A 23,281-nucleotide genomic window follows, 5' to 3' on the forward strand; every position below is an offset into this window, starting at 1 on the left:
CGCCTATACGCCGACCAACAGTTCCTGGCTGAACCGGATCGAGGCCCAGTTCACGGCCTTGCGCTACTTCACCCTCGACGGCACCGACCACGCCGGCCACAAGGAACAGGGCAGCATGATCCGCCGCTACATCATCTGGCGAAACCGCCATGCCGACGACCGACGCCTACGCGCCGTCGTCGACAGGGCAAACATTGCCTGACGCGGCACTAGAGAGGAGTAGAACGATGGACGAGGAGGTATGGCGTACTGCCGAGGGCGCCCGGCTGACCCGTGAGGTGTATGCCCGGCTGCTCACCGGGCGGCCGCTGACCGGACTCTCACTGGAGGAACACGGGGGCCGGCTCGATCTGCGCGGCTTTACCTCGCCTCCGGAGCCGGTACGTGCCGAGATGGCCGACGGCGGAGAGATCCCCGCCCGCTGTGTCGATCGGCCGAAGGTCGCGGGCCGCACCCTGGAGGGCCTGGACTTCAGCGACGCAGATCTCACCGGCCTCGCCTTCGTACGCTCCGTGCTTGCCGACTGTGTCTTTGACCGCACCCGGTTCGGCGGTCTGCGGGTGTGGAGCACGGAGGTACGGGACTGTTCCTTCCGCGATACCCCGCTGGCGGACACCATGCCGGGTGCCGTCGATAACGGTGTCCGCACCACCTACACCCGGGTCGATTTCAGCGGCGCCGACCTGCGGAGGATCAACAGCCGGGAGATCACGTTCACCGATGTCGACTTCTCCGGCGCACAATTGACGGACATCGACTTCCACGCGTCGGCGTTCACCCGCTGCACCTTCGCCGGGCCGTTACGAGAGATCATCTTCTGGGAAAGGCCACCCGGTGCTGAGGACACCCCGTCCAACCCCATGGAGGACATCGACTTCACCGGGGCGGAGCTGCGCTGGGTGGAGTTCCGCGGCCTGACACTGGACCGGGTGGCACTGCCCCCGGGCAATGACCATGTGGTGGTCGGCCACTACCGCTGCGTCCTGAAACGTGCCATCGAACGGCTCTCCGGAATCAGCCCCTACGCGGTGGCCTTCAGTCAACTGCTGCACTGGACACATCCGCTGCGCACCACCGGCATCTGGTATCGGGAGGATCTCGGAGACACGGAGGAGGAGCGCGCCGCGATGGTCGCCCTGCTGCGCGAGATCGAGGAGGAATGCGCGGCAGCGGGCTGACGCGAACCCCGCAGACCGGGTCTCCCATTGTGTGCTTCCTGCACCATCCCCTCGCGGCCCACGTCACGATCGAGATCGCCACCCACAACACGTCGAAGGCCCTGGGGCGCCTCGGATTCGGACATATGGATCCTGCTCAGCGCTGCGGAGAACGAAGCCACGATGCTGCGGGGCCTCCAAGTCGGAGCGCTGTACGGCCAACGGGCGGCGGTGCCTGGACTGTGCCACGGCGTCGGGAGAGACCTGGTAGACCGTTCCCTGGGCGAAGGCCACACTGGGGAAGTACAGCCACCCGCCACGATGGTTGATTCGCGAAGAAAGTGTGTGATGTCTGGATCCTTGGAAGTGGGTAAAAACCGGCTCCCCGCCGGATAAACCCGCTGGTCATCTACTGTGCTCCCCGCGCACGCGGGGATGGTCCCGTCTTGTCGGTCACCGTGCCTGTGGTGAGGGGGTGCTCCCCGCGCACGCGGGGTTGGCCTCCGCGTGGCGCGGGTGTCGGTCAGTGGAGGTTTGTCTGGGTGGGGATGCCTGCGTGGTGGTCTTCGAGGATGGCCTGGAGCGCGCCGACGGCGGTGGTTCCGTAGAGGGTGATGGTGGCGTCGTGTCCGGCGATGTGTGCGTAGGCGTGGATGAGTGCGGGGTCGGCTGCGGCATCAGCGCGGACGGTCGCGCGGTCCCAGGGGTTCGTCCGACCGCCCTGCCCGCCCTCCCCGTTTCCTTCCGCCCGGCGCTGATGCTCCTGATGGCGCAGATACTCCTCATACCGCTGACGCTCGTACCGGTCGTACGCCTCCGCGTATGCCTCGCGCTCGTCGGGGTGGCCCTGCCGCGGCCCGTACGCCTGCTCGTTCCCGGGTCCGTAAACCGGTCCTTGCTCCGGCCCTTGTCCCTGTCCGTGTTCCGGGCCTCGCTCCTGTCCGTGCTCGGGGCCGTACTGCGGTATGTGCTGTGGTCCGTGTTCCGGGCCGCGCGGGAGCCGCTCCTGTTCCGCAGCGCGGGGCAGCTGTGCCGGGACGGCCGCCCGGGGGCCCGCCGGCATCTCCAGCGCCGGTTCGGGCTGGGGCGCGGGCGGCAGCAGCACCGGGTCCACCCCCGCGGCGGCCAGCCCCGCCGGGGCCGTGTCCGTGAGCGGAACCCCGTACCTCGCCAGCCGCAGCGGCATCAGCGACTCCACCGGGGCCTTGCGCCGCCATGACCGCCCGTAACGCGCCTGGAGCCGGGCCTGATAGACCAGCCGCTCCTGCTCCAGCTTGATGACCTGGTCGTAACTCCGCAGCTCCCACAGCTTCATCCGCCGCCACAGCTTGAACGTCGGGACGGGCGACAGCAGCCACCGCGTCAGCCGTACGCCCTCCATGTGCTTGTCGGCCGTGATGTCGGCGATCCGGCCGATCGCGTGCCGGGCCGCCTCCACCGTGACGACGAACAGCACCGGAATCACCGCGTGCATGCCCACGCCCAGCGGATCGGGCCAGGAGGCTGCGCCGTTGAAGGCGATCGTGGCCACCGTGAGCAGCCAGGCCGTCTGGCGCAGCAGCGGAAAGGGGATACGCATCCAGGTGAGCAGCAGATCCAGCGCGAGGAGTACGCAGATGCCCGCGTCGATGCCGATGGTTATGTCGCTTGTCTGTCGGGGGTGTTGCTATCTCGTACTGGTGACTTCAGTAGAGGTCAGGCGAGGTCTTGCCCTGTGCTGGCATGCAACGGGCCTGTTGCATGCGAAGGTCCTGTCACTGACCCCGCTGTTGCTCAGGTGACTGTTCCAGTTGCAGTTCCCGCTTGCGCTGCTCTTCCTTGATCTTTTCCACGAGGCGCGCGAACCGCCGCAGTCGTTCCTTCTCGCCCTCCTCGGGCGTGAGGGAGGGATCGACGGACTCGTACTCGTCGAGGTGGAACTGGACCGCGGTGTAGTGCTTCTCGAGTTCGTCCGCGGTGGACTGCAGGTTGAAGCCGCGCTCACGGAACTTGAAGTAGCCCGACAGGCCGGCGCCCACACCGACCATGGCGCTGAGGATGGTGGCTGCCAGGCTCAGCGGCGTGATGTTGTTTTCCATGGCGACCAAGGTTGAAGCGATGATCGACCCGGCGATGATGAGCGCCTGGAGCGCGTTGTTCACACGCCGGTTGCGGGTTGCCCTGACCCGGTATGCGTCCATCAGTTCAAGAGTCGACTCCCGGTAGATCCGCAGTGCGGCCTCGGAGTCGAGGGGAAGCGCCGCTGCGGCGTTCTGCTTCTCCGCGAGTTTCTGGCGCAGTTCAGACGTGTGGTCGACCTTGGTCGTCCGGTTGAACATCAGCATGACGCCCGCGCCGACCCACAGGGCTGCCACGATGATGAGCCCTGCGTACCGAGTGAAGGTTGGTTTCTCTTCCCAGAGCCCGATGACGACCGTATAGCCTAGGAGGCCGGTCAGGACCATGGAGCCGAAGGCGATCAGGTAGTACATCCGCCGCTGAAAGCGCGTGGCCCTCAGATTTTCCAGAGCATGGTCGTAGGCCCTGCTCTTTTCCCGGTAAGCGCTCTCCAGCCTGGTGATTTCGGCTTCGGTCAGTCGGGCCACAGCGCTTCTCCCCCGTGTACGTGCGGACGTAGCCGCTACTTGCGCTGCAGGTGACTTCGGCATGATCCGTGTCGAGCGCGGCAGTCACCCTAAGTAAGGCAGGCAACGCTCGCATACCTCGTTGCGAACACTTGGCTGAAAGTTGCCAGGTGAACGAGTCGATGACGGCTCGGATGGATGTGAGGTGCGCAGCGCCTACCAGTAGCATCGGCTGGTTCGTGCGGCCGGGACGGGTGACCTGTCGGGTCGCCAAGAAAGCGCGTAATGAGGACGGGTGTATGGGGCTGTTGGACCGGTTCTTCAGCAAACCAGAGGAAGAACCGTCGGGGCCGAGCCACGCTGAGAACCTACGGGTCGCCGTCGGTATCGGTACGGCACGGATGCGCTGTCACCAGGACACCTGGACGTACTTTGTCGAAGAGTTCGAGAAGAGTTCCGCCCACCGGGACTCACACGTCTTCCGGCCTGCTGCCGACGAGGAGATCACCCGCGAGGTCGGCGGCATGATCGGGGACCCGATCTCCGGCAGCAGTCTTGCCGCACTGCTGGACCGCTGTTTTGACATCCAGTTCGGGAGCTGGAGCTCCAGCTGGAACTACTCCACACTGGACCAGGCCATTGCTGCGCGCTTGGGTGGGGCGATCACTCGTGCTCTTGCTCATGTGACGTCGGCTGCTGAGGCCGACGGAAGCGAGCTCATGATCGTGCTCGACGATCGTCTCGCGGTCCAGCCCGAGAGCTGAGGTGGGGGCGTCGTGAAGACCAGAAGTGTCCGGTGGCTGCTCGCGCCCGTGACGCAGTGGCGTGTACGTCGCCTGATGGCGGCCCAGGGGCCTTCGATCCCGTACGAGGTGGCTTGGACGCTGGTGCGCCTGGGGCAGAAACCCGAAGAGCTGCCCTTCGCCCAGGCTGCGTGGCGACAGGCGGCTGCGCCAAGCGTGTTGCGCTCGCCCGAGGGAAGACAGTAGCCCTTTCGGCGCCCCGGACCGTCGTGCTCAGGTGCGAGGCGTCCGCCGGGATGGCAGGGGGAGTACGCGTCCTGAATTCGCACCCTGCTCGGTCAGCGCCTCGTACTCCAGCGCCATCAGGTTGATCACGGCGGCGTACGTCTGGACTCGTTCCTCAAGCTCCGAGCAGTAGCGCTGCAGTTCCGTATGCCGTCGGCGCAGGTCGTCCCGTTCCTCGGCCGTCTTCTGGTGTGTGCCGCGGGAGACCTCGGCCTGTCGGACGCGGTCCTGGAAGAGGTCACGCAGGTCGGTGTGCCGGTGGGTCAACTGCCAGCGTCTGACGTCGGCTTCGATGGCGAGTTGGGAGACGCTGAGGCGACCGGTGGAGCGCTTGGGGGAGCCGGAGAGCATTCGGTCCATGGCGGCCAGGATGGCTTCGCGGACCGGGTCGGTCTTGGGAGCGGTGGTGGGGGAGTCATTCATCGGGTCGGCTTCCTGCCCTCGTGGTGAGCGTCGAGGATTGCTTGAAGGCGGGCGAGTTCGTGCTGTTCGCGCGCGTGACGAATGGGCGGGGCGAGGGGATTGGAGACGGTCTCTTCGAGTTCGGTCACCTGTTGTTCGACGTAGGCGATGTCGCGGTCGGTGCGAACGAGGCAGCGGCAGTTGGGCCGGCAATCTTCGATGTCGGGGGTGACCAGGGGATCGTCGGCGGTGCCACGCAGCTGGCAGGCGGCGGTGGCCGGGTTGAGGACGCAGGTCATGCCGGGACCGTGGTGGATCTGGAGCAGGGGGTTGCCGAGCAGGTCGCGGGACTGGGCGGTGCTGGTCAGGACGCGTCCGGCGAAGGTGCGGTGGGCTCCGGTCACGCGGTGTCGGTAGGTGTCGGCGACGGGGCCACTGACGTGTTCGCCGGCGGCCAAGGCGCGTTCGTCCTCGGCCAGGGTCTCCATGCGGTACAGCCAGTCCTCGAAGGCGTATTCGTCAGGAAAGCCGGAGTCGTAGGAGCCGGCGTAGCCCTGGAGCATCTGGACGTGGACGTGACCGTACTGGATGGCGGCGGCGACCAGGCCGCGTGGGCGGCGCCGGATGAACCAGGCCAACGTCCTGCGGAAGCGGGAGGGGGCGAGCGTGCCGTGTCGGTCGTCAGGGATCGCCTCGGCGCGTTCGGAACGGTTGCAGTAGGCGTTGATCCACTGGGTGAAGTCGGTGATGTCCTCGGCGGCACTCTGGACGTCGCGTGCCGTGCCCAGGCGGGTGGTGGGGCGGCGGTAGCTCTCGATGTAGGTGGGGAAGAGCAGCTCGCTGGAGTGCAGCTCTTCCAGGACCTCGATGGCCCGGGCGACGGGTGCCACGACGACCCAGGGGTCGGCGCGTTCCGCGCCCTGGGGGATCTTGTTGCCGTCGGCGTCCACGGCGTTCTTGTAGTAGAGCCCGCCCATCAGCAGCATCCCGGTCTCGGGATCCTTGCGCAGGCAGCTGCGGCGCAAGGAGAGGACCTCCCCGGGGCGTGCGCCGGAGAGGTATGCGATGACGATGAAGCAGGCCGTGCTCAGCAGCCGGGCCAGCCGGGGTGCCTCGTGATATCCGATGGCTGAACTGCGCCAAGGGCTCCCTTCAAGCAGCCCGGTGACGGACACGTCCAGGGGGATGTCGGAGTCGATGGGCAGGCCGGATTCGATGATCAGGCGGCCGGTGCCGTTGCGTCTGATCTCGGCGGAGCAGACGAAGAGGCGCTCGATGTGCCGCCAGTCGATCTGGAGCTTGCCGTCGTTGGAGAGATGCCCAGGCAGGTGGCCCCCGTCGGTGCGCAGCTTGTCGAGGTAGTCGATCACCGCTCGGCGCAGCTGGCCCGGAAGGTAGCCGCCGCGCTTCTGCTGGCCTGCCGGGCGGCGGATGAGTTCGGGGCTCAACGCGTGCAGGCGGGTGTGCTCGGCGTGCGCGGACATGATGTCCGTGGCGAAGTCCTCGACGAACCGCAGCGCCCATACCAGCAGCGTCTGCATCACCCGCTCGTCGATGCGGGGGGTGCGGTTCTCCATCTGTGGGCGGACCTTCTTGAACAGGTCGCGGGGGTCCTCGCCGTTCCACGGAGGGGTGGACGGTAACCGCATGAACGGCGGCAGGATCTCCCGGTGCGCCCACAGCCGCCGGACCTCGCCCACCCGCCGGTATCTGAGACCCAGAGAGATCTTCGCGTCCCTGAGGTCGTCGAGGTAGCGGTCCAGATGGGCCGGGGTGACCTGCGCGAACGACGTCGCCTGCTGCTGGTGCAGCCATCGCACGAAGGCCTTGAGCTGTGGGAACACGATGGAGACCGTGAGCGGGGAGATCCGTTCCCCGCGGGAATTGCGCATGCTCCTGGTCCGGGGGAGATTCAGCAGCTGCCACACGTAGTACTTCACCTCCAGCCGCCAAGGCGCTGGAACGGGCCGGAAGTTCAGGCTTACGGCCTTGGTGTGGGCCTCGAAGACGGCCGGGGTCAAAATCCACCGGTCATCGCCGAACCGCGACAGCGCCCGACGGTCCGTACCCCCTCGGCATTCCCGGCGCAGCAAAACCAGCGTGTCCGGCCCGGGCCACTCCGTGCCCTCGGGCAGCCCGTCGGGAGCGTCGTCCCGGAGAAGCGCGATGGCGGATTGGCTCATCATCGAAGATCGAGCTCCCTGCTGAGGAACCGGGTCACCAGGGCCCGGTCGTCATCGGTGGCACCGGCCCGTGCGTCATCGACCACGGTCTTGGAGTGCTGGCCGAGCAGATCGGCGAGCTGAGCGTGCGGGGCAGCGAACCGCTGCGCCCACTGCAGCGCAGGCATCTGCGCGCGCCGCTCCTCGATCCGGTCGTGCACCAGGACCTGGACGGGGAGATGGCGGGGGAGTGCCCGCGCGCACGGGCAGTCCAGGCACAGCATGAACGACGCCCGGCACGGCTGACCGGCGGGCGCGTACTGGCCGCCGGTGTTGTCCGCACAGGCGTTCATCACGGTGTCGAGCTCCCCGTCGATCATCCGTTGCAGCGTGGCCACGTCCACGCCGTACGCGGCGGCGACCTGCTCCGGTTCCTCCTGCGCCTGCCGCAGGTCCTCCTCGGAAAGGGCGGCCATCGCTCCGCGCGCCTTCGCCTTGGCCACTTCCTGCGCGAGCGCGTCTGCCACCACCTTCTGGTACTCGGCGAGATTGCCCCGGTTGCGTGCCAGATAGGTGGTGGCCAGGGTCCGCTCCGATTGCGCCACCGGCCGCTGATGCAGTTCCAGATGGGTCAGCCGGATGATGCCCAAGGTGACCCGAAGCGGCACCGGCCGCTCCTTGGCATCCTTCTTGTCCGCCTGCAACCCATGTGCGCGGGCCCAGGGTTGGACCATGGTGTCCTCGAAGTTCTCCGACAGGCTCGGCAGATCCGGGCTGGTCAGCGCCTGTCGTACCAACAACCGCCGCGAGCCGAGCAGCTCTCGTGACCTGTCCGTGAGCTCGTGCAGCAGCACGTACAGGCCGAATGCGGTGTGCAGTTCGTCCTTCGTCGACAGACTCTGCGGGTCGGACGGAATGCTGATCCAGTCGGGCACCTGCGACAACACCAGACTCATGTGCTGATGACGGTCACGGCGGGACTTGCGGCCCGCCACGATCGCCGTCCCCAGATCACCTGTGTATCCGTCCGCACGATGATGCGCCGCCAGCATCGCCCACAGCACACTCGCGTTCTCGCCCGTGAGCACCCCCATCAGTACCGCGCCCGCCACCGCCTCGCGCCGCGTCAGATGCAGCGACGACACGATCTCCTCCACCGTGCCGAACCGGTGCACCCATGGCAGTGGGGCTTCCCGGCCATGGCACTGGGCCCACGTGCGCGGCACGTCGCCCACCCGGTCCACGCTCTCCAGCAGCTCCATGCGCCGCTGACCGGCAAGATCCCCGTCATCGGGCAGTTCACCGGCCCGCCAAGCCCGCAGCATCTCCCGGTTACCGCGAATCCGGGCCGCAGCACCCCGCAGGTCCGCTCGCGCCGCCTCGGCGACCCGCCTGAACTCCGCTCGGCTCAGACTCTCCTTCCGCTTCCCTTCCGCCCGGCGCGGGCCCTTCTCACCGAGCTTGGCGCGCAACGCCTCACTGAGCCCCTCCGCGTGCGCCAGCAGCAGCTTGACGTGCTCCAGGTCTCGCGCCGCCGAGACGAACCCGCCCCGGCTCTCCAGCAGGCCGTCCAGATGTTCCGGCAGCAGATGCTCCGGCAGAACAGGGCTCCACACCAGACCGGCCACGTGCTCGGCCAACTGCGTCGCCGCCCGGTACGCCAGATTCATCGCATCCAAGGAGGTCAGCCCACCGCCGGGCGCCGTCCGCGACGCGAACGCGCTGGCCAGCATCTCGTGCAGTTCCCGCGACACCCCCAGATGCGAGAAGCCGTAATCCTTGGACACACCCGTCGTCTCGTCGAAGCAGCGCACCACCAGAGTGCTGCCGACCCGGTGCAGTCCCCAAGCCCGCTCCGCTCCCGCCTGCGGCAGCGCGGCCTCGCGTCCCCGGCGGCTCACCGCACCGCCAGCGGATCCGTACGCACCCGGGGATGGGCTGTGAAGACATCCGCCATGAACCGTTCCACCGGGAACCCGTCGGCGTGGCGCAGTAGCAGCTCCACCTCCAGGTTCCGAAACGGCTCCAGGTAGACGTTCTTGGTCGTCTCCACCTGCCGGTGCCCCAGCATTGTCTGCACCAGATGCCAGTGATCGCCGAACTGCTCTCTGAAGTCGCGGGTCTCCTCCTGCGACAGATGCCCGAGCTGGCGGGCCTGCACCAACTTGGCGACCGAGTACCACTTCAGCGCCAGCGAGTGCCGCAACATGTGCGGCGTACAGCTGAAGTCCTTCAGTCCGAGCACGGCGATCCGCTCGTTCGCGGCCTCGAAGGTGTGATGCCACCCGTGCCCGTCCCGGGGCAGTCCGTCCTCGTTCAGCCAGAGAGCCAGCGGCTCCAGCCCCTGCGGTGTACGCCGAAACAGCAGCTTGCGGTCAGCAGGATCCAGCTCGTTCCACGCCGTCGTCTCCCGCTCCCCGCTCTCCGCCTCGAACGTCACCGCCTGACGCCCCTCGAAACCGACCGCGATCCGCCGCTCAGTCACCCGCTCATAGCGGTCCGCCACTTGGGCCCGCCGCACCGATCGCGCCCGTGCCCCCTCCACGTACGACAACACGTCGGAGAGCACCGCACGCGGCATCCAATACGTGTGCCCGTAACCGCCCTTCGCGCACGCGTCAGCCAGCGCACACGTGTAGTAGCCCCGCCCTCGCGCCTCCTCCGGGAGCTCCGGCAGCACCACGCTCGCCCACTCCGACAGTCGTAGGCCCGTGCCGTACAAGCCGTCGGCAAATACGGCGTCCCGCTGCTCGTTGCGGCCACCCCACGCGGGGTCCTCGCGGCCGTCCAGATCCAGCCCGCGCAGCCCGAGGTCCCGCCACCGCGCGTAGCCGGCCGGGTCGAGCCACTTCACGTCTTCCTGCTTGCGGCCCCGCGAGGTCTCCAACTCCTCGAAGGGGTTGACCACTTGGAAGCGTCCGCCCATCCACCGGTAGAGCGTCTTTAGCCCCGCAGCGTCGCGGTAGAACGAACTACGTTGCACCCGTCGTGGGTTACGCGGATCGGTCACCCGCCAGAACTGGAACTCCCGCGCATCGTCCTCGGACGCCTCCCACCAGCGCCGCCCCAAGGACTCCAGGAAGTTCAACCACAGACACACCGAGTAGGCATAGTCCCGGTTCGTCCGCGCTGCCCGGCCCTTCATCTTCGGCGACCCGAAGAACGAGTTCACCCGCAGGTCGGGACGACCGTCAGGGCCGATCAGGAACCACTGCCCGTGCCTCCCGCCCAGGTCCGTGACCCACGACACGAGATCGGACGCGAACCGGGTGCACGCCTCAGGTAACGGGCCCCGGCTCTGTGTCTTCAGGCTGTACCGGTACGCGCGCCAGCGCCCGCCACCCACATCAACTGTGCTCACTCACGCCATAACGACGAGCCCAGCAACAGGTCACTGGCTACAGAACGATGGGGAAGACGAGGGCGAAGTCGCCGAAGCCCTTGCGTTCGGCGAGGTCGCGCACGGCGGCGTAGGAGCCCGCGAAGCCGATACCGGCGATGATCACCGCACCGGCCACCACGACTCCGATGAGTATCCGGTGCGTGCGTGTCAGCTGCATCGCGGCCACCCGCGATCCCCTCCCGTGTTCGAAACGCGCGTTCCCTTCCGGCCAGGGGGACAGCCTGGCACATGAGCGCGGAGCCCGCTCCCCTTGGGGGAATGCGGGCTCCGCGAACAGGGCGTGGCCTGAATGTAGTTGTCGGTGTTCGAGCGGCCAAGGCGCGGCGGACGGGGTGTCCGGACCGTGTCGGAGGCGGCCTCACCCCAGGGCGGGGCCGCTTCAGCCCCGGCGGAGGCGCCGGGTGACCGGTGCGGCGGGGCGCCGACCGAGCGCCGGGTACCGGGTCCGGGCCGGGCGCCGGGCAGCCGTGCGTGAGGCGGTCGTCAGCAGCCTGGCGGCCACCTGCCGACGGTCAGCCGCCGGCGGCCACCTGCTGGCGGTTGGCGGTGGCGACCGAGGCGATGGCCTCCTTGGCCGCCTTCACGGCGTCGGTCGTGAGCGCGCCCGCCGTCGGGGCCTTCGCGCCCGCGTAGCCCGTGCCGTTGTAGGTCAGCGTGATGACGATGTTGTCCGCACGGGTCACGATCGTGGCGTACGTGAAGTCCGCGTCGGTCTTGCGCAGCTCGTAACCGACGGCCGTCGCCTCCTGGCCCACCCCGGCCGCGGGCGAGCTCCGCAGATTCTTCGCGCCCTTGACGGCCTTCGCCTTGGCGACTTCCTTGGTGTAGCTGTTCTGCGCGCGCTCGGCGCCGCTGACGGCGAGCGCCTCCTCGGAGTCGTACCGCAGGAAGGAGACATCGAGCCAGCGGTACTGCGAGCCCTTGACGCCCTTGTCCTCCAGGCCGTTCCAGGAGCAGCTGCCGCGCGCCAGCAGATCGGTGGAGCGGCCGGCGGTGCCGCCCTTGGTCTTGACCGAGGGCAGCAGCTCCTTGATCGTCTTCTCGGAGAGCGACTTGCAGGCGTCGGGCAACTTGGCGTACTTCGCGGGTTCGACGGCCGGTGTCTGCTTCTTGCCCGAGCCGGAGCCCGAGCCGGAGCCCGAGCCCGACGAGGTCCCGCCGGAGTCGGCGGACGAGGAGGACGGAGACTTGTCCTTCTTGTCGCCGTCGCCTGAGTCCGACGAGCAGCCCGTGACGAGGAGCGTCACCGGGACGGCTGCGCAGACGAGTATGCGGGTGAGTCGCGGGGCTGATCGGTGCATGGTTCCTTCAGTCGGTTGTCGTACGGTCGCTCTCCGCCGTCCGGCCTGTCCGGCTCCCCGGTTCCGCGGTGGCCGGTCTCTCCCGGTCACCGCGTTCTCCGGTCGGCGAGGCCACGGTACGCGCAGTCGGCGCGCGCGTGGGTGTGTCCCCGGATACGTACGGCCGGGTGCGGCCGGTTCCACACGGGTCTCATTCGCTGAATCTGTCGACCAGGCTCCGGGCCACGCTCTGCGCTCTTTCCTGCAGTTCCTTGCTGTCCGGGACCTCCGCGGTGCGCGTCGGCTGCTTCACGTAGACGATCGTCACGATCACGTTCGATGTGCGGAACACCACGCTGACGGTCCGGCGCTGCGCGGTCGATCCGGCGCTGGTGGGGGTGAGGGTGTCGTCGAGGAAGGCCGCGTCCCCGAGGTCGTCGAGAACCCGCGGTTCGAGACCTTCGGGGGTGCTCGTGGACGACCCGGACGCCGTTCCCCCGGCTACGGTTCCTGTTCCTGTTCCGGCTGCGGCTCCTGTTCCAGCTGGGGCTCGGGTGCCGCTCGCGCTCGTCCTCGGGGACGCGGGCCCCGACGGCGGCGTGGTGGTGGTCGACGAGGACCCCGTGGGCGGTACGGCGGGCGGCAGACCGGCGGCGACCTGCTTGCGCGAGAACACCTCCTGGGCCCGGTCGTCGTCGCCCACGGCGTCGTCGTACGAGACGACCCGCTCGAAGTCGACGCTGAAGGCGTGAGAGGCGTCCGGGGCGTCGGCCGCCCAGCCGCAGCCGACACGGCGGTCGGTGTCGTACGTACTGGCGGGCGTGCCCCTGAGAGCCCTCTGCCGCTGGTCGTCGGAGAGCCCGGCCGCGACGGGCAGCAGATCCTTGAGCGTGGAGCTGCCGACGGAGCCGCAGGGTTCGAGCAGGGTGCGGTACTTGCCGGGCTGGGCGACGGGCTGTTTGACGCCCTTGCCCGCCTTGGAATCCATGGCGGTGCCATCGCCGTCGTCGTCGGCGGTGCAGCCGGTGGCGAGCAACGCGAGGAGCGTTGCCACGAGTCCGGAGGCATACGCCTTTCGTTGCACGGTTCCGCGCTCCCTTCGATCGGACGTCAGGCGTCGGGTGGTTGTGGTGTGTCTGTGGTTGCGGTGCCGGGTGGTTGTGGTGTGCCGGTGGTCGTGGTGTTGGACGGTTGGGTGGGGCGGACGGTTGTGTGACGGCGAACGGCGGGCCGTACGGTTCGGCGGCCGTGCGATCCGAGCCCGCCGACCCGTTCGAGTCCTTCAAGCCCTTCAAGCCGGTCGGGCCCGTCGAACCGTTCGAGCCGTTCGAGTGGAAAAGCGGTTGCCGCGCAAATACGGCCGATGGACACAATGTCTATCGCACGCGCTGCTGCAAACGCTGGTCCGCTGGGTCTTTCGCGGGCATTGACGCAAGTTTTGCGCTTCACTGATCTTGAGGGCATTTCTGGGGGATTGGGAACTATGTCGTACGTAGAGGTACCGGGGGCCAAGGTCCCCATCCGGATGTGGGCCGACCCCGCGTCGGTCGAGGACGTCGCCATGCGGCAGCTCCAGAACGTCGCCACCCTGCCCTGGATCAAGGGCCTCGCGGTGATGCCGGACGTCCACTACGGCAAGGGCGCGACCGTCGGCTCCGTCATCGCCATGAGCGGTGCGGTGTGCCCGGCGGCGGTGGGCGTGGACATCGGCTGCGGTATGTCCGCGGTGAAGACCTCCCTGACCGCGAACGACCTCCCGGGCGATCTGTCCCGGCTGCGCTCCAGGATCGAAGCGGCGATTCCGGTGGGTCGCGGGATGCACGGCGAGCCGGTGGATCCGGCGAGGGTGTTCGGATTCGCGAAGGCGTCGGGCGGGGGCTGGGACGACTTCTGGAGCCGGTTCGACACGGTGGCGGACGCGGTGAAGTTCCGCCGGGAGCGGGCAGTCCTCCAGATGGGGACGCTCGGATCGGGGAACCACTTCGCGGAGGTGTGTCTGGACACCTCCGGAGCGGTGTGGCTCATGCTGCACTCCGGATCACGGAACATCGGCAAGGAGCTGGCCGACCACCACATCGGCGAGGCGCAGAAGCTGCCGCACAACCAGGGCCTCGTCGACCGCGATCTCGCCGTCTTCGTCTCCGGAACCGCGGAGATGGACGCGTACCGGAACGACCTGTACTGGGCGCAGGAGTACGCGAAGTACAACCGCGCGATCATGATGGGTCTCTTCCAGGAGGTCCTCCGCCGTGAGTTCCGGGGGGCGAAGGTCACCTTCGACCCGGTCATCTCCTGCCACCACAACTATGTGTCGGAGGAGCGGTACGAGGGCATGGACCTGCTGGTCACCCGCAAGGGCGCGATCCGGGCGGGCAGCGGCGACTACGGGATCATCCCGGGGTCGATGGGTACGGGCTCGTACATCGTGAAGGGCCTCGGCAACGAGATGTCCTTCAACTCGGCCTCCCACGGGGCCGGGCGCAGGATGAGCCGCAACCAGGCGAAGAAGCGCTTCTCGACCCAGGATCTGGAGGAGCAGACGCGGGGCGTGGAGTGCCGTAAGGACTCCGGTGTCGTGGACGAGATCCCGAGCGCGTACAAGCCGATCGAGCAGGTCATCGAGCAGCAGCGGGACCTTGTGGAGGTCGTGGCGAAGCTGAAGCAGGTCGTCTGCGTCAAGGGCTGACCCGGGCCCCGGGGGCGGCCTCGGGGAGGACCGGCTTCCGGGCCCGGTGCGGGGGAGGCCGCGAGGGAGGGCCGCAGGGAAGAGGCCGCGGGGGACGCGGATTCCCCTGCGGCTGAGCGCCCGGTGCGGGGCCGGCGCTGTAGGGGTCTCCGGTGTCAGAGGACCCGGTGCCAGGGCCCTGACCCGGTGCCAGGGCCCGCCGTAGGAGTTTCCGCTGTCCGGGTTCCGCTGTCCGAGACCTCGCGGTCAGGGTTCCCGCTGTCCGGGTTCCGGCTGTCAGAGTTTCGGCTGTCAGAGTTCGCGGTGGACCTTGGCGTTGGATGCCTGCGCGCGGGGGCGGACCAGCATGAGGTCGATATTGACGTGGGGCGGGCGGGTGACCGACCAGGTGATCGTGTCGGCGACGTCCTCCGCGGTCAGCGGCTCGGAAACGCCCGCGTAGACCTTGGCCGCCTTCTCCGTGTCGCCGCGGAAGCGCGTCATGGCGAACTCGTCGGTCTTCACCATCCCGGGCGCGATCTCGATCACCCGGACCGGAGTGCCGACGATCTCCAGCCGGAGGGTCTCGGCGAGGACGTGCTCGCCGTGCTTGGCGGCGACATAGCCCGCACCGCCCTCGTAGGTGGCGTGGCCCGCGGTGGAGGTGAGGACCACCACGGTCCCGTTGCCGCTCGCGGTGAGGGCGGGCAGCAGCGCCTGGGTGGTGTGGAGGGTGCCGATGACATTGACCTCGAACATCCGGCGCCAGTCGGCGGGGTCGCCGGTCGCGACCGGGTCGGCGCCGAGCGCGCCGCCCGCGTTGTTGACCAGCACGTCGCAGCGGTCGAGCGTGGCGGCGAAGGTGTCGACGGCCGGGCGGTCGGTGACATCGAGGGCGTACGCGGTGGCCTGGTGGCCCGCGCCGGTCAGCTCGGCGGCGAGCGTCTCGATCCGGTCCTTGCGGCGTGCCGTGAGGACGACCCGGTACCCGGCTGCGGCGAGCCCGCGCGCCGTGGCCGCGCCGATGCCGCTGCTGGCTCCGGTGACGACGGCGACGGGTGTCCCGGCTGTCCCGGCGGCCTTGGCGTTCCCGGTGGCGGCGGTCATCTCGGGCTCTCCTCACGGGGTGATCGTCGGCAGGCGTACGCGGCCAGGATAAACACGCGCTGTCAGCCGGCGGCCGGGGCGGGGGCCGTATCCGGGTCGTACCGCGGGGCCGTATCCCGGCCGTACCGCTGCGGGGGTCGTGTCCGGGCCGTGCCGCACCGGGTCGTATCCGGGTCGTACCGCGGGGCGGGAAGCCCGGCGGTTTCGCGGGCGTACGGGGCCGGGCCGGGTCCGTCGACCGGACACCGGATGCGGGGACGAGCCGGTGGGGTCCGGCGGCGGGGCGCGAGACGGCCGGGTACGGGGCTCAGCGGCCGCGCGGGGCGTACATGATCAGGGCCATGCCCACCAGGCAGACCAGCGCCCCGGTCACATCCCAGCGGTCGGGGCGGTACCCGTCCGCGACCATGCCCCAGGCGATGGAGCCCGCCACGAACACACCGCCGTACGCGGCGAGGATGCGGCCGAACTCGCCGTCCGGCTGAAGCGTGGCCACCAGGCCGTACGCACCGAGGGCGATCACCCCCGCGCCGATCCAGATCCAGCCGCGGTGCTCCCTGACGCCTTGCCAGACGAGCCAGGCGCCGCCGATCTCGAAGAGGGCGGCGACGGCGAACAGGGCGACTGAACGGGCGACGAGCATGGGCACAGCGTCGCACGCGATCGCGGCCGGAACACGCCGAGGTGACGGGCAATCATCACTATTAAGTGACAAAAGGTATGTTTCTGGTCATGGGCGAGATGCGCAAGACACTGCCGATCGTGTCCGCGGCGGTGGCGATGGTGCTGGTCGGTCTCGGCGCGGGCGCGGTCTCGGCGTACGGGGCTTCCGGCGTACCTTCCGACATTGCTTCCGGCGTTGCTTCAGGCGTCGCTCCCGAAGCGGGTGCGGCTTACACGGCCGCGGGCGGGCAGACGGGTGGTGCGTACGCGGGAGCCGTGGCAATCGTGCCCCAGGCGGATGTCTCGCACCACGGCCGGGTGACGCTGGCCGCCGGACGGCTGGGTGTCGTGCTGGAATCCCGGAGCCACGGCCCGTCGGGCGTGGCCAACGCGACCGTGAAGCTGGCGTTCTCCACCCCGCTGGCGGCGAAGCAGCAACTGCCGTCGGCGTGCCTGCGGGCCTCCGGCCGGGTCGTGCTCTGTACGACGGGACCGCTGCGGGCGGGGGGCGCGGCCCACCGGACCGTCCTCGGTCTGCGGACGGCGGGTGCTCCGGACGAGGTGGTCGTGAAGATCACGACGCCCTGGAAGGGCGGTGCGACCGACCGCAATCCGTCGAACGACCAGCATCAGGTGCTGGCCCTCGCCACGGGTGATCCGTACGCCTTCTGAGGCCGCGGGGGAGTGCGCGCAGACCTGCTGACCCGCTGGTGCGGTACGGAGCGCAGGGTGCGCGGGGCTGTTCCGGAGGCCGGGGTTCGTACGCGGTGACGGGTCGTCCTCGGCTCGTGAGTCCCCGGTCGCGGGCCCGTACCCGGTGGCGCACCTTGGGCGGCGTCCGCCCGCGCCTCCTGCCCGTGCCTTCCGCCCGTGCCTTCCGCCCGCGTGCGAGCCTCTTGCCCGCTTCCGACCCGCTTTCGCCGCCGCTGACCTGCTCGAACCGTCCGTACAATCCCGGCATGACGCAGAAGACGCCCGCTGTACCGGACCGGCAGCGGCGGATGGACGAACTGGCCGAGGTCTCGCGCCGTCATATGGCCGCCTATGTGATGTTCAACCAGGCCCTCGCCGACTATCTGCGGCTTCACCCCACCGACCTGCAGTGTTTCAATCTGCTGGGCCTCGAACCGGGCCCGGTCACCACCGGCCGGATCGCCGAGTTGACCGGGCTGACGACGGGGTCCGCGACCCGGCTCGTCGACCGGCTGGAGCGGGCCGGCTATGTCACGCGGGAGCGCGACACCAAGGACCGCCGACGGGTGCTGGTCGCCCCGGTGCCGGAGCGGATGATGGTGTTCGGCGAGATCTGGCGGCGGCTCGACGGGGACTGGTTCGCCCTCTTCGAGGCGTACGGCGCCGAGGACATCGACCTGATCACCTCCCATATGCGGCGGGCGGTCGAGCTGAGCACCGCCCAGATCGAACGCCTCCGCAGCGGCACCCTCTGAGCCGGGACCGTACGGGCACTCTCTGAGCCGGACCGGTACCGGCACTTCCTGAGCCGGACCGGTACCGGCACTTCCTGAGCCGGACCGGTACCGGCACTTCCTGAGCCGGACCCGTACCGGCACTTCCTGAGCCGTGAGCCGAGCGGAGCCGGGCCGGTCCGAGCGGGTCCGGGCCGGATCGCCGCGCCCGCGCTGACCCGGCTCCGCCCCACAGTGGACACGTCACCGGACCCCTCGACGGACCCCCGGCCGAGCCCGGAGGGGGCGCCGGAGCTACGCCGCCGCCCCGCCGAACTCCCGGAGCGCCCGGTCCACGATCGCCTCCAGCCGGGCATGGTGCGCGCCCCGCCAGTACACCCGGCCGCATGCCTCGCACTGCGCGAACACGTCGTACGTACGCTGTGTCCCGTGCTCCAGCCGGTCCTGGACGGTGTCCTTGTCGGCGTCCGTCAGGCGTCCGTTGCACGCCGTGCAGCGGGTCCACGGCGCCAGCGCGGGCGCGAACCGTCCGAGGACGTCGCGCAGTTGGTCGTCGGGGCGGTCGCTGTAGACGTACGCCCCCGCCCAGATCTCCCGCCGCCGCAGCAGCCCCCGGTCCCGTGAGAGCAGTACGCGCTTCTCGCGGGCGGAGAGCGCGGCGAGGGCGGGGTCCCCGATGTCCTCGTTCTCGTACGCCGCGTCCACACCGAGCAGCCGCAGCCGCCGCGCCAGCGTGCCGAGGTGGACGTCGAGCAGAAAGCGCAGGGGTGCGCCGGGCACCTCCTGGGGCCGCTCGACGCCGTGCACCTCCACCCGCTCGCCCGCGCTCGGAACGTGGGAGACGGCCACCTGCCGGCCGTCGACGAGGAGCCGGCCCGCCTCGGTGAGGGGGACGCCCAGCGACTCGACGACATGGCCGAGCGTCGACGAGCCGTCGGTGACCAGCGCGGTCGGCCCCTGACGGCGGTCCGACGGGACGAAGAGGCGCAGCTCGGGGGCGACGGCGATTTGGATTTCCGGTCCGTTCACGCCGTCAGGATGTCATCGGGCGTCTCGGAAGGCATCCGCGTTGTCCGCCGCCCACTGGGCGAAGGTACGGGCGGGGTGGCCGGTCAGCTGCTCGACCGCGTCGGTCAGCGGGGTGGGCGAACCGTCCGTCGAGGCCCAGTGGTTGAGCAGTCCGTCGGCGAAGGCGCCGGGCAGATAGCCGGTGACGGACGCCTTCCACGCCTCGGGGGTCACGGTGTTGTACGGGACGGGGGTCCCGACGGCCTCCGCCAGGATCGCGGTCTGCTCGGCGAAGGTGAGCGACTCGGGGCCGGTCAGGTGGTACGTGCCGCCGCGCCCCCGGCCGTGCGTGAGCAGCCCGAGGGCGGCTTCGGCGATGTCCAGTTCATGGATCGGGTCGCTGTAACTGCCGGGGTAGGGAAGGTCGATCGCCCCGTCCGAGCCGAGGGCCCAGCGCCACTGGAGCGCGTTGGCGGCGAAGGCGCCGGGGCGCAGGACGGTCGTCGGGACGGAGGAGGCCGCGAGGGCCTGTTCGACCGTGAGATGGAGTGCGGCGACCGGGTTGCCGGCCGCTTCGGGGTCGTTCACGGCGCTGGAGGACAGCAGCACGACATGGGTGACGCCCGCCTTCTCCGCCTCGGCGAGGAAGGCGTCGACGGCGGAGGGTTCGGCGTAGAGGAAGACGGAGGTGACGGAATCGAGGGCCGCGGGGAAGGCGGTGGGGTCGTCGAGCGGGCAGCCGACCGCTCGGACACCGGGCGGGAGGTCGAGCGTCTCGGGGGCGGCGGAGGCCGCGCGGACGGGGGCGCCGGCGCGGTGGAGCAGGGTGACGAGGGCGGAGCCGATTCTTCCGCGGCTTCCGGTGACAAGGGTGGTCATGGCGTTCCGGTCCTTCTGCAGTCCGTTGTCCGTTGTCCGTGTCGCTGCTGCCGGTGCTGGAGGGGGATCTCTCCATGCCTGGTATGTCCGATGCATCCGCCGTGTCGGCGGTTGCCGGGCCTATCGGGCTCTGCGGGCCTTACGGGTCGGGGGCCGGGCGGCCGGGGGCGCGGGTACGGAGGGCCGGAGGTGGACCGGGCGGGAGGGATCACGCCGTGAACGGCGGGGACCGCGCCCGGTTTCGCCCCGGGGTCCGGGGGCACGCGAGGTCGCCGGGGGCTTGGAAGAACCCCCGGACAGGATAGTAGATGCAACGCAGAATCTGTGTCACGCAGATAAAATTCGCATCGCGACGTGAGGACCCCCACTATGGGGCGGGCGGGCCCGGGCCTCACCGGGCGGTGGACCCGGCGGGGGGCCGTGGGCAGTGCGCGGTACGTGGTCGCAACGGGTACGGGTACGGGGGTCACAGCAGCCGCGGCGGGCACGGCTGCCACGGCAGGCACGGGCTGTACCGCGCGCACTGGGGGACACGGCGGACACCGAGACCACGGCGTGCACAGAGCGCCCCGGGGCCACCGAACCATGGCGCCACGAGCCACCGAGTCCCGCCGGTGGCGGGGGCCACCGAGCCGAGCCCATCACGCCACCGACCCGCCGGGCACCGAGCCACGACGACCCGCCGGGTCACCGAACCGCGGGACCAGCACGGAACAACAGGGAGCAGCAGGAAGCGGCAGCGGACCGGTCAGGCGGCGGTCGGCGCGGGTGCGTGGAGGTCCAGCCGCCAGTCGTTCGCCCGGATGGGATTCCCGATCGGATACTCCAGATCGCACTCGCCCATCAACTCGAAGCCCGCCTTCCGGCACACCCCGTTCGACGCGAGGTTCGTCACCTTCGGGAACGCGTGCAGATAGCGGTGCCTGCGTTCGGCGCGGGCCGCGTCCGCCACCGCGAGGGTCGCCGCCGTGGCGAAGCCCCGGCCCTGGAAGTGCGCCAGGATCGCCCAGCCCGTCTCGTACACCTCCTGCTCGTGCCAGGTCTGCTCCCAGAAGCCGACGTTGCCCACGGCCTCCCCGGTGTCCACCGCGACCACGCGGTACATCCGGCCCCGGCCCTCGCGGTCCGCGCTCAGGTCCACATAGCGCCGGTGCCGGTCGATCAGCTTCTCCTCCGATTCGGGGCCGCCGAGGTGTCCCATCATCTCCGGAGCGTTGGCCGCGCGGAGCAGGTCGAAGTCGTCCTCGGACCAGGGCTCGATACGTATCGCCGGTGCTTTGGTCTGCATGCAACGCACTGTAGAACGCGGCACTGACACTGGCGCTTCGGTAAGCCGACGGGCGGGGGACGGGAGGGTACGGGCGCGGTCCGCGCGACCGCACGCCGCTGTGTCCGGGGCCCGGCGGCGGAGGGGCCACCGGGCAAGGCCCGGACCGGCCCGGTGCGTGGGACGATCCGGCCCGGCCGGTCGCAAGGTCCAGCCCGGTGGGTCAGGCAGTCCGGCCCGGTGGGTCAGGCAGTCCGGCCCGGTGGGTCAGCCGGCGCGGGTGGTGTACGCGGCCGGCGGAACACCCACCGTCGCCGTGAAGTCCCGTACGAGATGGGCCTGGTCGCTGTAGCCGAGTTCCGCGGCGAGGGCCGCCCAGTCCGGCGCACCGCCCCCGCTCTTCTCCCCGGCCCCCGGCTCGGCCCGCTCCAGGGTGTCGTGGATGCGGTGGCGCAGGATCACCCACTTCGGGCCCACCCCGACGAACGCGGCGAAGAGCCGCTGGAGCGAACGTACGGACATCCCCTCGGCGTCCGCCAGCTCACCGACGCGCCGGATCGACGGGTCGGCGTGCACCCGGTCGACCAGCTCCATCGCGCGCAGGGCCCGAGGGTCGGGCCGGGGCGCGAGCCGGAGGAGGAAGGCGTCGAGGGCGGCGACGCGGGTGTCCTCGGAGTCGGGGGTGACGATCGTGTCCGCGTCCGCCGCCGCCGCGGCCGCGGCGGCGGCTGCTCGGGCGCCCTCGTCCCTGCCCCCGCCGCCGCTGTCCTCACCCCCGCCCTCGCCGCCCGGGCCGAGCCGGGCGTCCGGGAGGCGTACCCGGTGGCCCGTCCAGTCGGACACCGGAGTCCCCGGTGCGAACGGCGCGAAGCCCCCCGGCCGGAACTTCACCCCGCAGACCCGGCCCCGCCCCTCCAGCCGCTGGGCGAACAGCCCCGGCTGGATACCGGCGATCTCGCCCCACGGGCGTTCGCCGCGGTGCTGCTGGAAGACGATGTGCACCGAGGGGTGCGGTACGACGTGGGAGGTGTACGGCTCCGGGAGATCCCAGTCGATGAGCCAGTAGTGCTCAAGACACGGACGCAGCTCCGGAGCGGGCTCACGGCGGCGGAAGCGTACGCGGGACATCAGCTCGCCGGCTGCGACGATGCCCCGGACGTCCTGGCGAGGGCGGCCCATGCGGATGATCCTATGTCGCGTTTCTTCAAGACGCGGGGAAGGCGGTCCCGCCTACGGTCGGGTCATGACGACAACCATGGGTGAACTTCTCGGCGCGGCGGCGGAACAGGCCGTACCGGTACTGCGCGGTATCTCCGACGACCGGCTCGACGACCCCACGCCTTGTGCGGAGTACGAGGTCAGGGCCCTCGCCGACCATCTGCTCCAGGTGGTGATCAACTTCCAGGCGCTGGCGGAGAAGAAGCCCGCCGACTTCGGGTCGGTGCCCCGCTTCGTCGACGAGGACCCGGCCGGCTGGCGCGACCGGTTCGCCCGGGAGACCGCCAGGCTGGCCGAGGTGTGGGCGGCGCCGGGAGCGGAGGAGGGCACCGCCGGGCAGCTCGGGCTGCCCGCGCGTACCGTCGGCTTCATGGTCCTCGGCGATCTGACCGTCCACGCGTGGGATCTGGCCCGCGCGACGGGCCAGGACTTCACCCCCGACCCGGCGGTCGTCGCGGAACTCGCCCCCGCGCTGGCCGCGATGGCGCCGATGGCGCGGGAGAACGGGGTGTACGGGGAGCCGGTCGAGGTGGGCGCCGACGCGACCGCCTTCGACCACATCCTCGCGGTGACGGGCCGCGACCCGTCCTGGCGTCCCGCGTAGGGGCTGTCCCGTAGCCCGATCCTTGTGTCGAGGGCCGGACGTTCCCAGCCCCCGGGTGCGGTGACCGGAAGCGTCCACGGACCCGGGACGCCCGTACGGCACTCCCCCCGAGCCCGGCCCTTCCCCCTGGGCGTGGCGGCCCGGGCGGTACCCCCACCCCTGGGCCGGGGGCTGCCCCCGGGGGGCCGGACCTCCGCCGTGCCCCGCACCGCCGGACCTGCGGCCTACCCGGACCCCCTTCCGGCCACCGCACGGGCCCGGTCAACCGGCCCCCGGTCAACCGGCCCCAAGGCTCCCGGGCCCCAAGGCCCCCGGGCCCGAGTCCCCGGCCCCCGGGACCCCGAAGCGGGGCCCGCCGACACGGGCGTACGCGCCGTCCGGCCGGCGTTCAGCGCGGAGCCGCCCAGCACCGAGGGACCTCCGGAGCCCTCGGCGGCTGACGGTTCG

The 23,281-nt window shown here is 70.1% G+C and carries 19 protein-coding genes and 3 pseudogenes; 7 read left to right on the forward strand and 15 right to left on the reverse strand.

Annotation, left to right across the window (positions count from 1 at the left end; genetic code table 11):
• Together ACIBCM_RS18430 and ACIBCM_RS18435 are read left to right on the forward strand one after the other, a co-directional pair.
• A pseudogene (locus ACIBCM_RS18430) lies at positions 1 to 202 on the forward strand (IS630 family transposase); the annotation flags it as partial.
• Between the two features lie 25 nt (positions 203 to 227).
• Positions 228 to 1,178, forward strand: coding sequence for a pentapeptide repeat-containing protein (locus ACIBCM_RS18435; protein WP_399244434.1), 951 nt, complete (start codon positions 228 to 230; stop codon positions 1,176 to 1,178).
• 1,053 nt (positions 1,179 to 2,231) lie between these two features.
• On the opposite strand, the pseudogene ACIBCM_RS18440 reads toward ACIBCM_RS18435, so the two are convergent.
• Positions 2,232 to 2,793, reverse strand: a pseudogene (locus ACIBCM_RS18440) (DUF2637 domain-containing protein); the annotation flags it as partial.
• A gap of 118 nt (positions 2,794 to 2,911) precedes the next feature.
• Positions 2,912 to 3,742, reverse strand: a complete 831-nt coding sequence (locus ACIBCM_RS18445) for a DUF4231 domain-containing protein (protein WP_399244436.1) — start codon at positions 3,740 to 3,742, stop codon at positions 2,912 to 2,914.
• Positions 3,743 to 4,020: 278 nt separating this feature from the next.
• Here ACIBCM_RS18445 and ACIBCM_RS18450 point away from each other — a divergent pair, with 278 nt between their 5' ends.
• Complete coding sequence (locus tag ACIBCM_RS18450) at positions 4,021 to 4,485, forward strand: hypothetical protein (RefSeq protein WP_399244438.1); 465 nt, start codon at positions 4,021 to 4,023, stop codon at positions 4,483 to 4,485.
• A 252-nt stretch (positions 4,486 to 4,737) separates the two neighbouring features.
• Here ACIBCM_RS18450 and ACIBCM_RS18455 read toward each other — a convergent pair whose 3' ends face one another.
• The 7 genes and pseudogenes from ACIBCM_RS18455 to ACIBCM_RS18485 form a co-directional block, all read right to left on the reverse strand.
• Complete coding sequence (locus ACIBCM_RS18455; protein WP_399244440.1) at positions 4,738 to 5,172, reverse strand: hypothetical protein; 435 nt, start codon at positions 5,170 to 5,172, stop codon at positions 4,738 to 4,740.
• Entirely contained in the window at positions 5,169 to 7,337 is a 2,169-nt protein-coding gene (locus ACIBCM_RS18460; protein WP_399244442.1) for a hypothetical protein, read from the reverse strand. The genes ACIBCM_RS18455 and ACIBCM_RS18460 overlap by 4 nt, the downstream gene beginning before the upstream one ends.
• Complete coding sequence (locus tag ACIBCM_RS18465; RefSeq protein ID WP_399244444.1) at positions 7,334 to 9,214, reverse strand: hypothetical protein; 1,881 nt, start codon at positions 9,212 to 9,214, stop codon at positions 7,334 to 7,336. The genes ACIBCM_RS18460 and ACIBCM_RS18465 overlap by 4 nt, the downstream gene beginning before the upstream one ends.
• A complete protein-coding gene (locus tag ACIBCM_RS18470) occupies positions 9,211 to 10,674 on the reverse strand; it encodes an integrase (protein ID WP_399244446.1) in 1,464 nt (487 codons plus the stop codon). Before ACIBCM_RS18470 ends, ACIBCM_RS18465 begins: the two co-directional genes overlap by 4 nt.
• A 46-nt stretch (positions 10,675 to 10,720) precedes the next feature.
• Positions 10,721 to 10,882, reverse strand: a pseudogene (locus tag ACIBCM_RS18475) (DUF2637 domain-containing protein); the annotation flags it as partial.
• A 346-nt stretch (positions 10,883 to 11,228) separates the two neighbouring features.
• On the reverse strand, positions 11,229 to 12,017 hold the full coding sequence (locus tag ACIBCM_RS18480; protein ID WP_399244447.1) for a DUF3558 domain-containing protein: 789 nt from the start codon (positions 12,015 to 12,017) through the stop codon (positions 11,229 to 11,231).
• A 190-nt stretch (positions 12,018 to 12,207) separates the two neighbouring features.
• The gene (locus ACIBCM_RS18485; RefSeq protein WP_399244449.1) at positions 12,208 to 13,080 is read right to left on the reverse strand and encodes a DUF3558 domain-containing protein; all 873 of its coding nucleotides are present in this window, start codon (positions 13,078 to 13,080) and stop codon (positions 12,208 to 12,210) included.
• 399 nt (positions 13,081 to 13,479) lie between these two features.
• On the opposite strand from ACIBCM_RS18485, the gene ACIBCM_RS18490 reads away from it, so the two are divergent.
• Complete coding sequence (locus ACIBCM_RS18490) at positions 13,480 to 14,682, forward strand: RtcB family protein (RefSeq protein WP_399244450.1); 1,203 nt, start codon at positions 13,480 to 13,482, stop codon at positions 14,680 to 14,682.
• Between the two features lie 291 nt (positions 14,683 to 14,973).
• Here ACIBCM_RS18490 and ACIBCM_RS18495 read toward each other — a convergent pair whose 3' ends face one another.
• Both ACIBCM_RS18495 and ACIBCM_RS18500 read right to left on the reverse strand, forming a co-directional pair.
• A complete protein-coding gene (locus ACIBCM_RS18495) occupies positions 14,974 to 15,768 on the reverse strand; it encodes an SDR family NAD(P)-dependent oxidoreductase (protein WP_399244452.1) in 795 nt (264 codons plus the stop codon).
• A gap of 307 nt (positions 15,769 to 16,075) precedes the next feature.
• Positions 16,076 to 16,411 (reverse strand): YnfA family protein, encoded by a 336-nt coding sequence (locus ACIBCM_RS18500; RefSeq protein ID WP_399244456.1) that lies wholly within the window; start codon positions 16,409 to 16,411, stop codon positions 16,076 to 16,078.
• Between the two features lie 65 nt (positions 16,412 to 16,476).
• Here ACIBCM_RS18500 and ACIBCM_RS18505 point away from each other — a divergent pair, with 65 nt between their 5' ends.
• Entirely contained in the window at positions 16,477 to 17,103 is a 627-nt protein-coding gene (locus ACIBCM_RS18505) for a hypothetical protein (protein WP_399244458.1), read from the forward strand.
• A 287-nt stretch (positions 17,104 to 17,390) separates the two neighbouring features.
• Positions 17,391 to 17,879 (forward strand): MarR family winged helix-turn-helix transcriptional regulator, encoded by a 489-nt coding sequence (locus ACIBCM_RS18510; protein WP_399244460.1) that lies wholly within the window; start codon positions 17,391 to 17,393, stop codon positions 17,877 to 17,879.
• A gap of 273 nt (positions 17,880 to 18,152) precedes the next feature.
• Here the strand turns inward: ACIBCM_RS18510 and ACIBCM_RS18515 are convergent, their stop codons facing one another.
• The 4 genes from ACIBCM_RS18515 to ACIBCM_RS18530 form a co-directional block, all read right to left on the reverse strand.
• Positions 18,153 to 18,887: a Mut7-C RNAse domain-containing protein gene (locus ACIBCM_RS18515; protein WP_399244462.1), complete on the reverse strand. Its 735-nt coding sequence runs from the start codon at positions 18,885 to 18,887 to the stop codon at positions 18,153 to 18,155.
• A 12-nt stretch (positions 18,888 to 18,899) separates the two neighbouring features.
• Positions 18,900 to 19,745, reverse strand: coding sequence for an NAD(P)H-binding protein (locus ACIBCM_RS18520; RefSeq protein ID WP_399244464.1), 846 nt, complete (start codon positions 19,743 to 19,745; stop codon positions 18,900 to 18,902).
• A gap of 748 nt (positions 19,746 to 20,493) precedes the next feature.
• A complete protein-coding gene (locus ACIBCM_RS18525; RefSeq protein ID WP_399244466.1) occupies positions 20,494 to 21,033 on the reverse strand; it encodes a GNAT family N-acetyltransferase in 540 nt (179 codons plus the stop codon).
• A 246-nt stretch (positions 21,034 to 21,279) separates the two neighbouring features.
• Positions 21,280 to 22,191: a DUF6597 domain-containing transcriptional factor gene (locus ACIBCM_RS18530; RefSeq protein WP_399244468.1), complete on the reverse strand. Its 912-nt coding sequence runs from the start codon at positions 22,189 to 22,191 to the stop codon at positions 21,280 to 21,282.
• A 64-nt stretch (positions 22,192 to 22,255) separates the two neighbouring features.
• Between ACIBCM_RS18530 and ACIBCM_RS18535 the strand changes: the two genes are divergently transcribed.
• The gene (locus ACIBCM_RS18535; protein WP_399244470.1) at positions 22,256 to 22,834 is read left to right on the forward strand and encodes a TIGR03086 family metal-binding protein; all 579 of its coding nucleotides are present in this window, start codon (positions 22,256 to 22,258) and stop codon (positions 22,832 to 22,834) included.
• Positions 22,835 to 23,281 lie beyond the last annotated feature (447 nt).

Origin of the sequence: Streptomyces sp. NPDC051018, assembly GCF_044456085.1 — a bacterium.
In the GTDB taxonomy this organism is placed as follows: Bacteria; Actinomycetota; Actinomycetes; order Streptomycetales; family Streptomycetaceae; genus Streptomyces.

Excerpts from the sequence above, each read along its gene's own strand:
- ACIBCM_RS18520 (WP_399244464.1), bottom strand. The coding sequence starts at position 19,745 with ATGACCACCCTTGTCACCGGAAGCCGCGGAAGAATCGGCTCCGCCCTC.
- ACIBCM_RS18460 (WP_399244442.1), bottom strand. The coding sequence starts at position 7,337 with ATGATGAGCCAATCCGCCATCGCGCTTCTCCGGGACGACGCTCCCGAC.
- ACIBCM_RS18490 (WP_399244450.1), top strand. The coding sequence starts at position 13,480 with ATGTCGTACGTAGAGGTACCGGGGGCCAAGGTCCCCATCCGGATGTGG.
- ACIBCM_RS18480 (WP_399244447.1), bottom strand. The coding sequence starts at position 12,017 with ATGCACCGATCAGCCCCGCGACTCACCCGCATACTCGTCTGCGCAGCC.
- ACIBCM_RS18510 (WP_399244460.1), top strand. The coding sequence starts at position 17,391 with ATGACGCAGAAGACGCCCGCTGTACCGGACCGGCAGCGGCGGATGGAC.
- ACIBCM_RS18450 (WP_399244438.1), top strand. The coding sequence starts at position 4,021 with ATGGGGCTGTTGGACCGGTTCTTCAGCAAACCAGAGGAAGAACCGTCG.
- ACIBCM_RS18535 (WP_399244470.1), top strand. The coding sequence starts at position 22,256 with ATGACGACAACCATGGGTGAACTTCTCGGCGCGGCGGCGGAACAGGCC.
- ACIBCM_RS18435 (WP_399244434.1), top strand. The coding sequence starts at position 228 with ATGGACGAGGAGGTATGGCGTACTGCCGAGGGCGCCCGGCTGACCCGT.
- ACIBCM_RS18500 (WP_399244456.1), bottom strand. The coding sequence starts at position 16,411 with ATGCTCGTCGCCCGTTCAGTCGCCCTGTTCGCCGTCGCCGCCCTCTTC.
- ACIBCM_RS18455 (WP_399244440.1), bottom strand. The coding sequence starts at position 5,172 with ATGAATGACTCCCCCACCACCGCTCCCAAGACCGACCCGGTCCGCGAA.
- ACIBCM_RS18495 (WP_399244452.1), bottom strand. The coding sequence starts at position 15,768 with ATGACCGCCGCCACCGGGAACGCCAAGGCCGCCGGGACAGCCGGGACA.
- ACIBCM_RS18530 (WP_399244468.1), bottom strand. The coding sequence starts at position 22,191 with ATGGGCCGCCCTCGCCAGGACGTCCGGGGCATCGTCGCAGCCGGCGAG.
- ACIBCM_RS18525 (WP_399244466.1), bottom strand. The coding sequence starts at position 21,033 with ATGCAGACCAAAGCACCGGCGATACGTATCGAGCCCTGGTCCGAGGAC.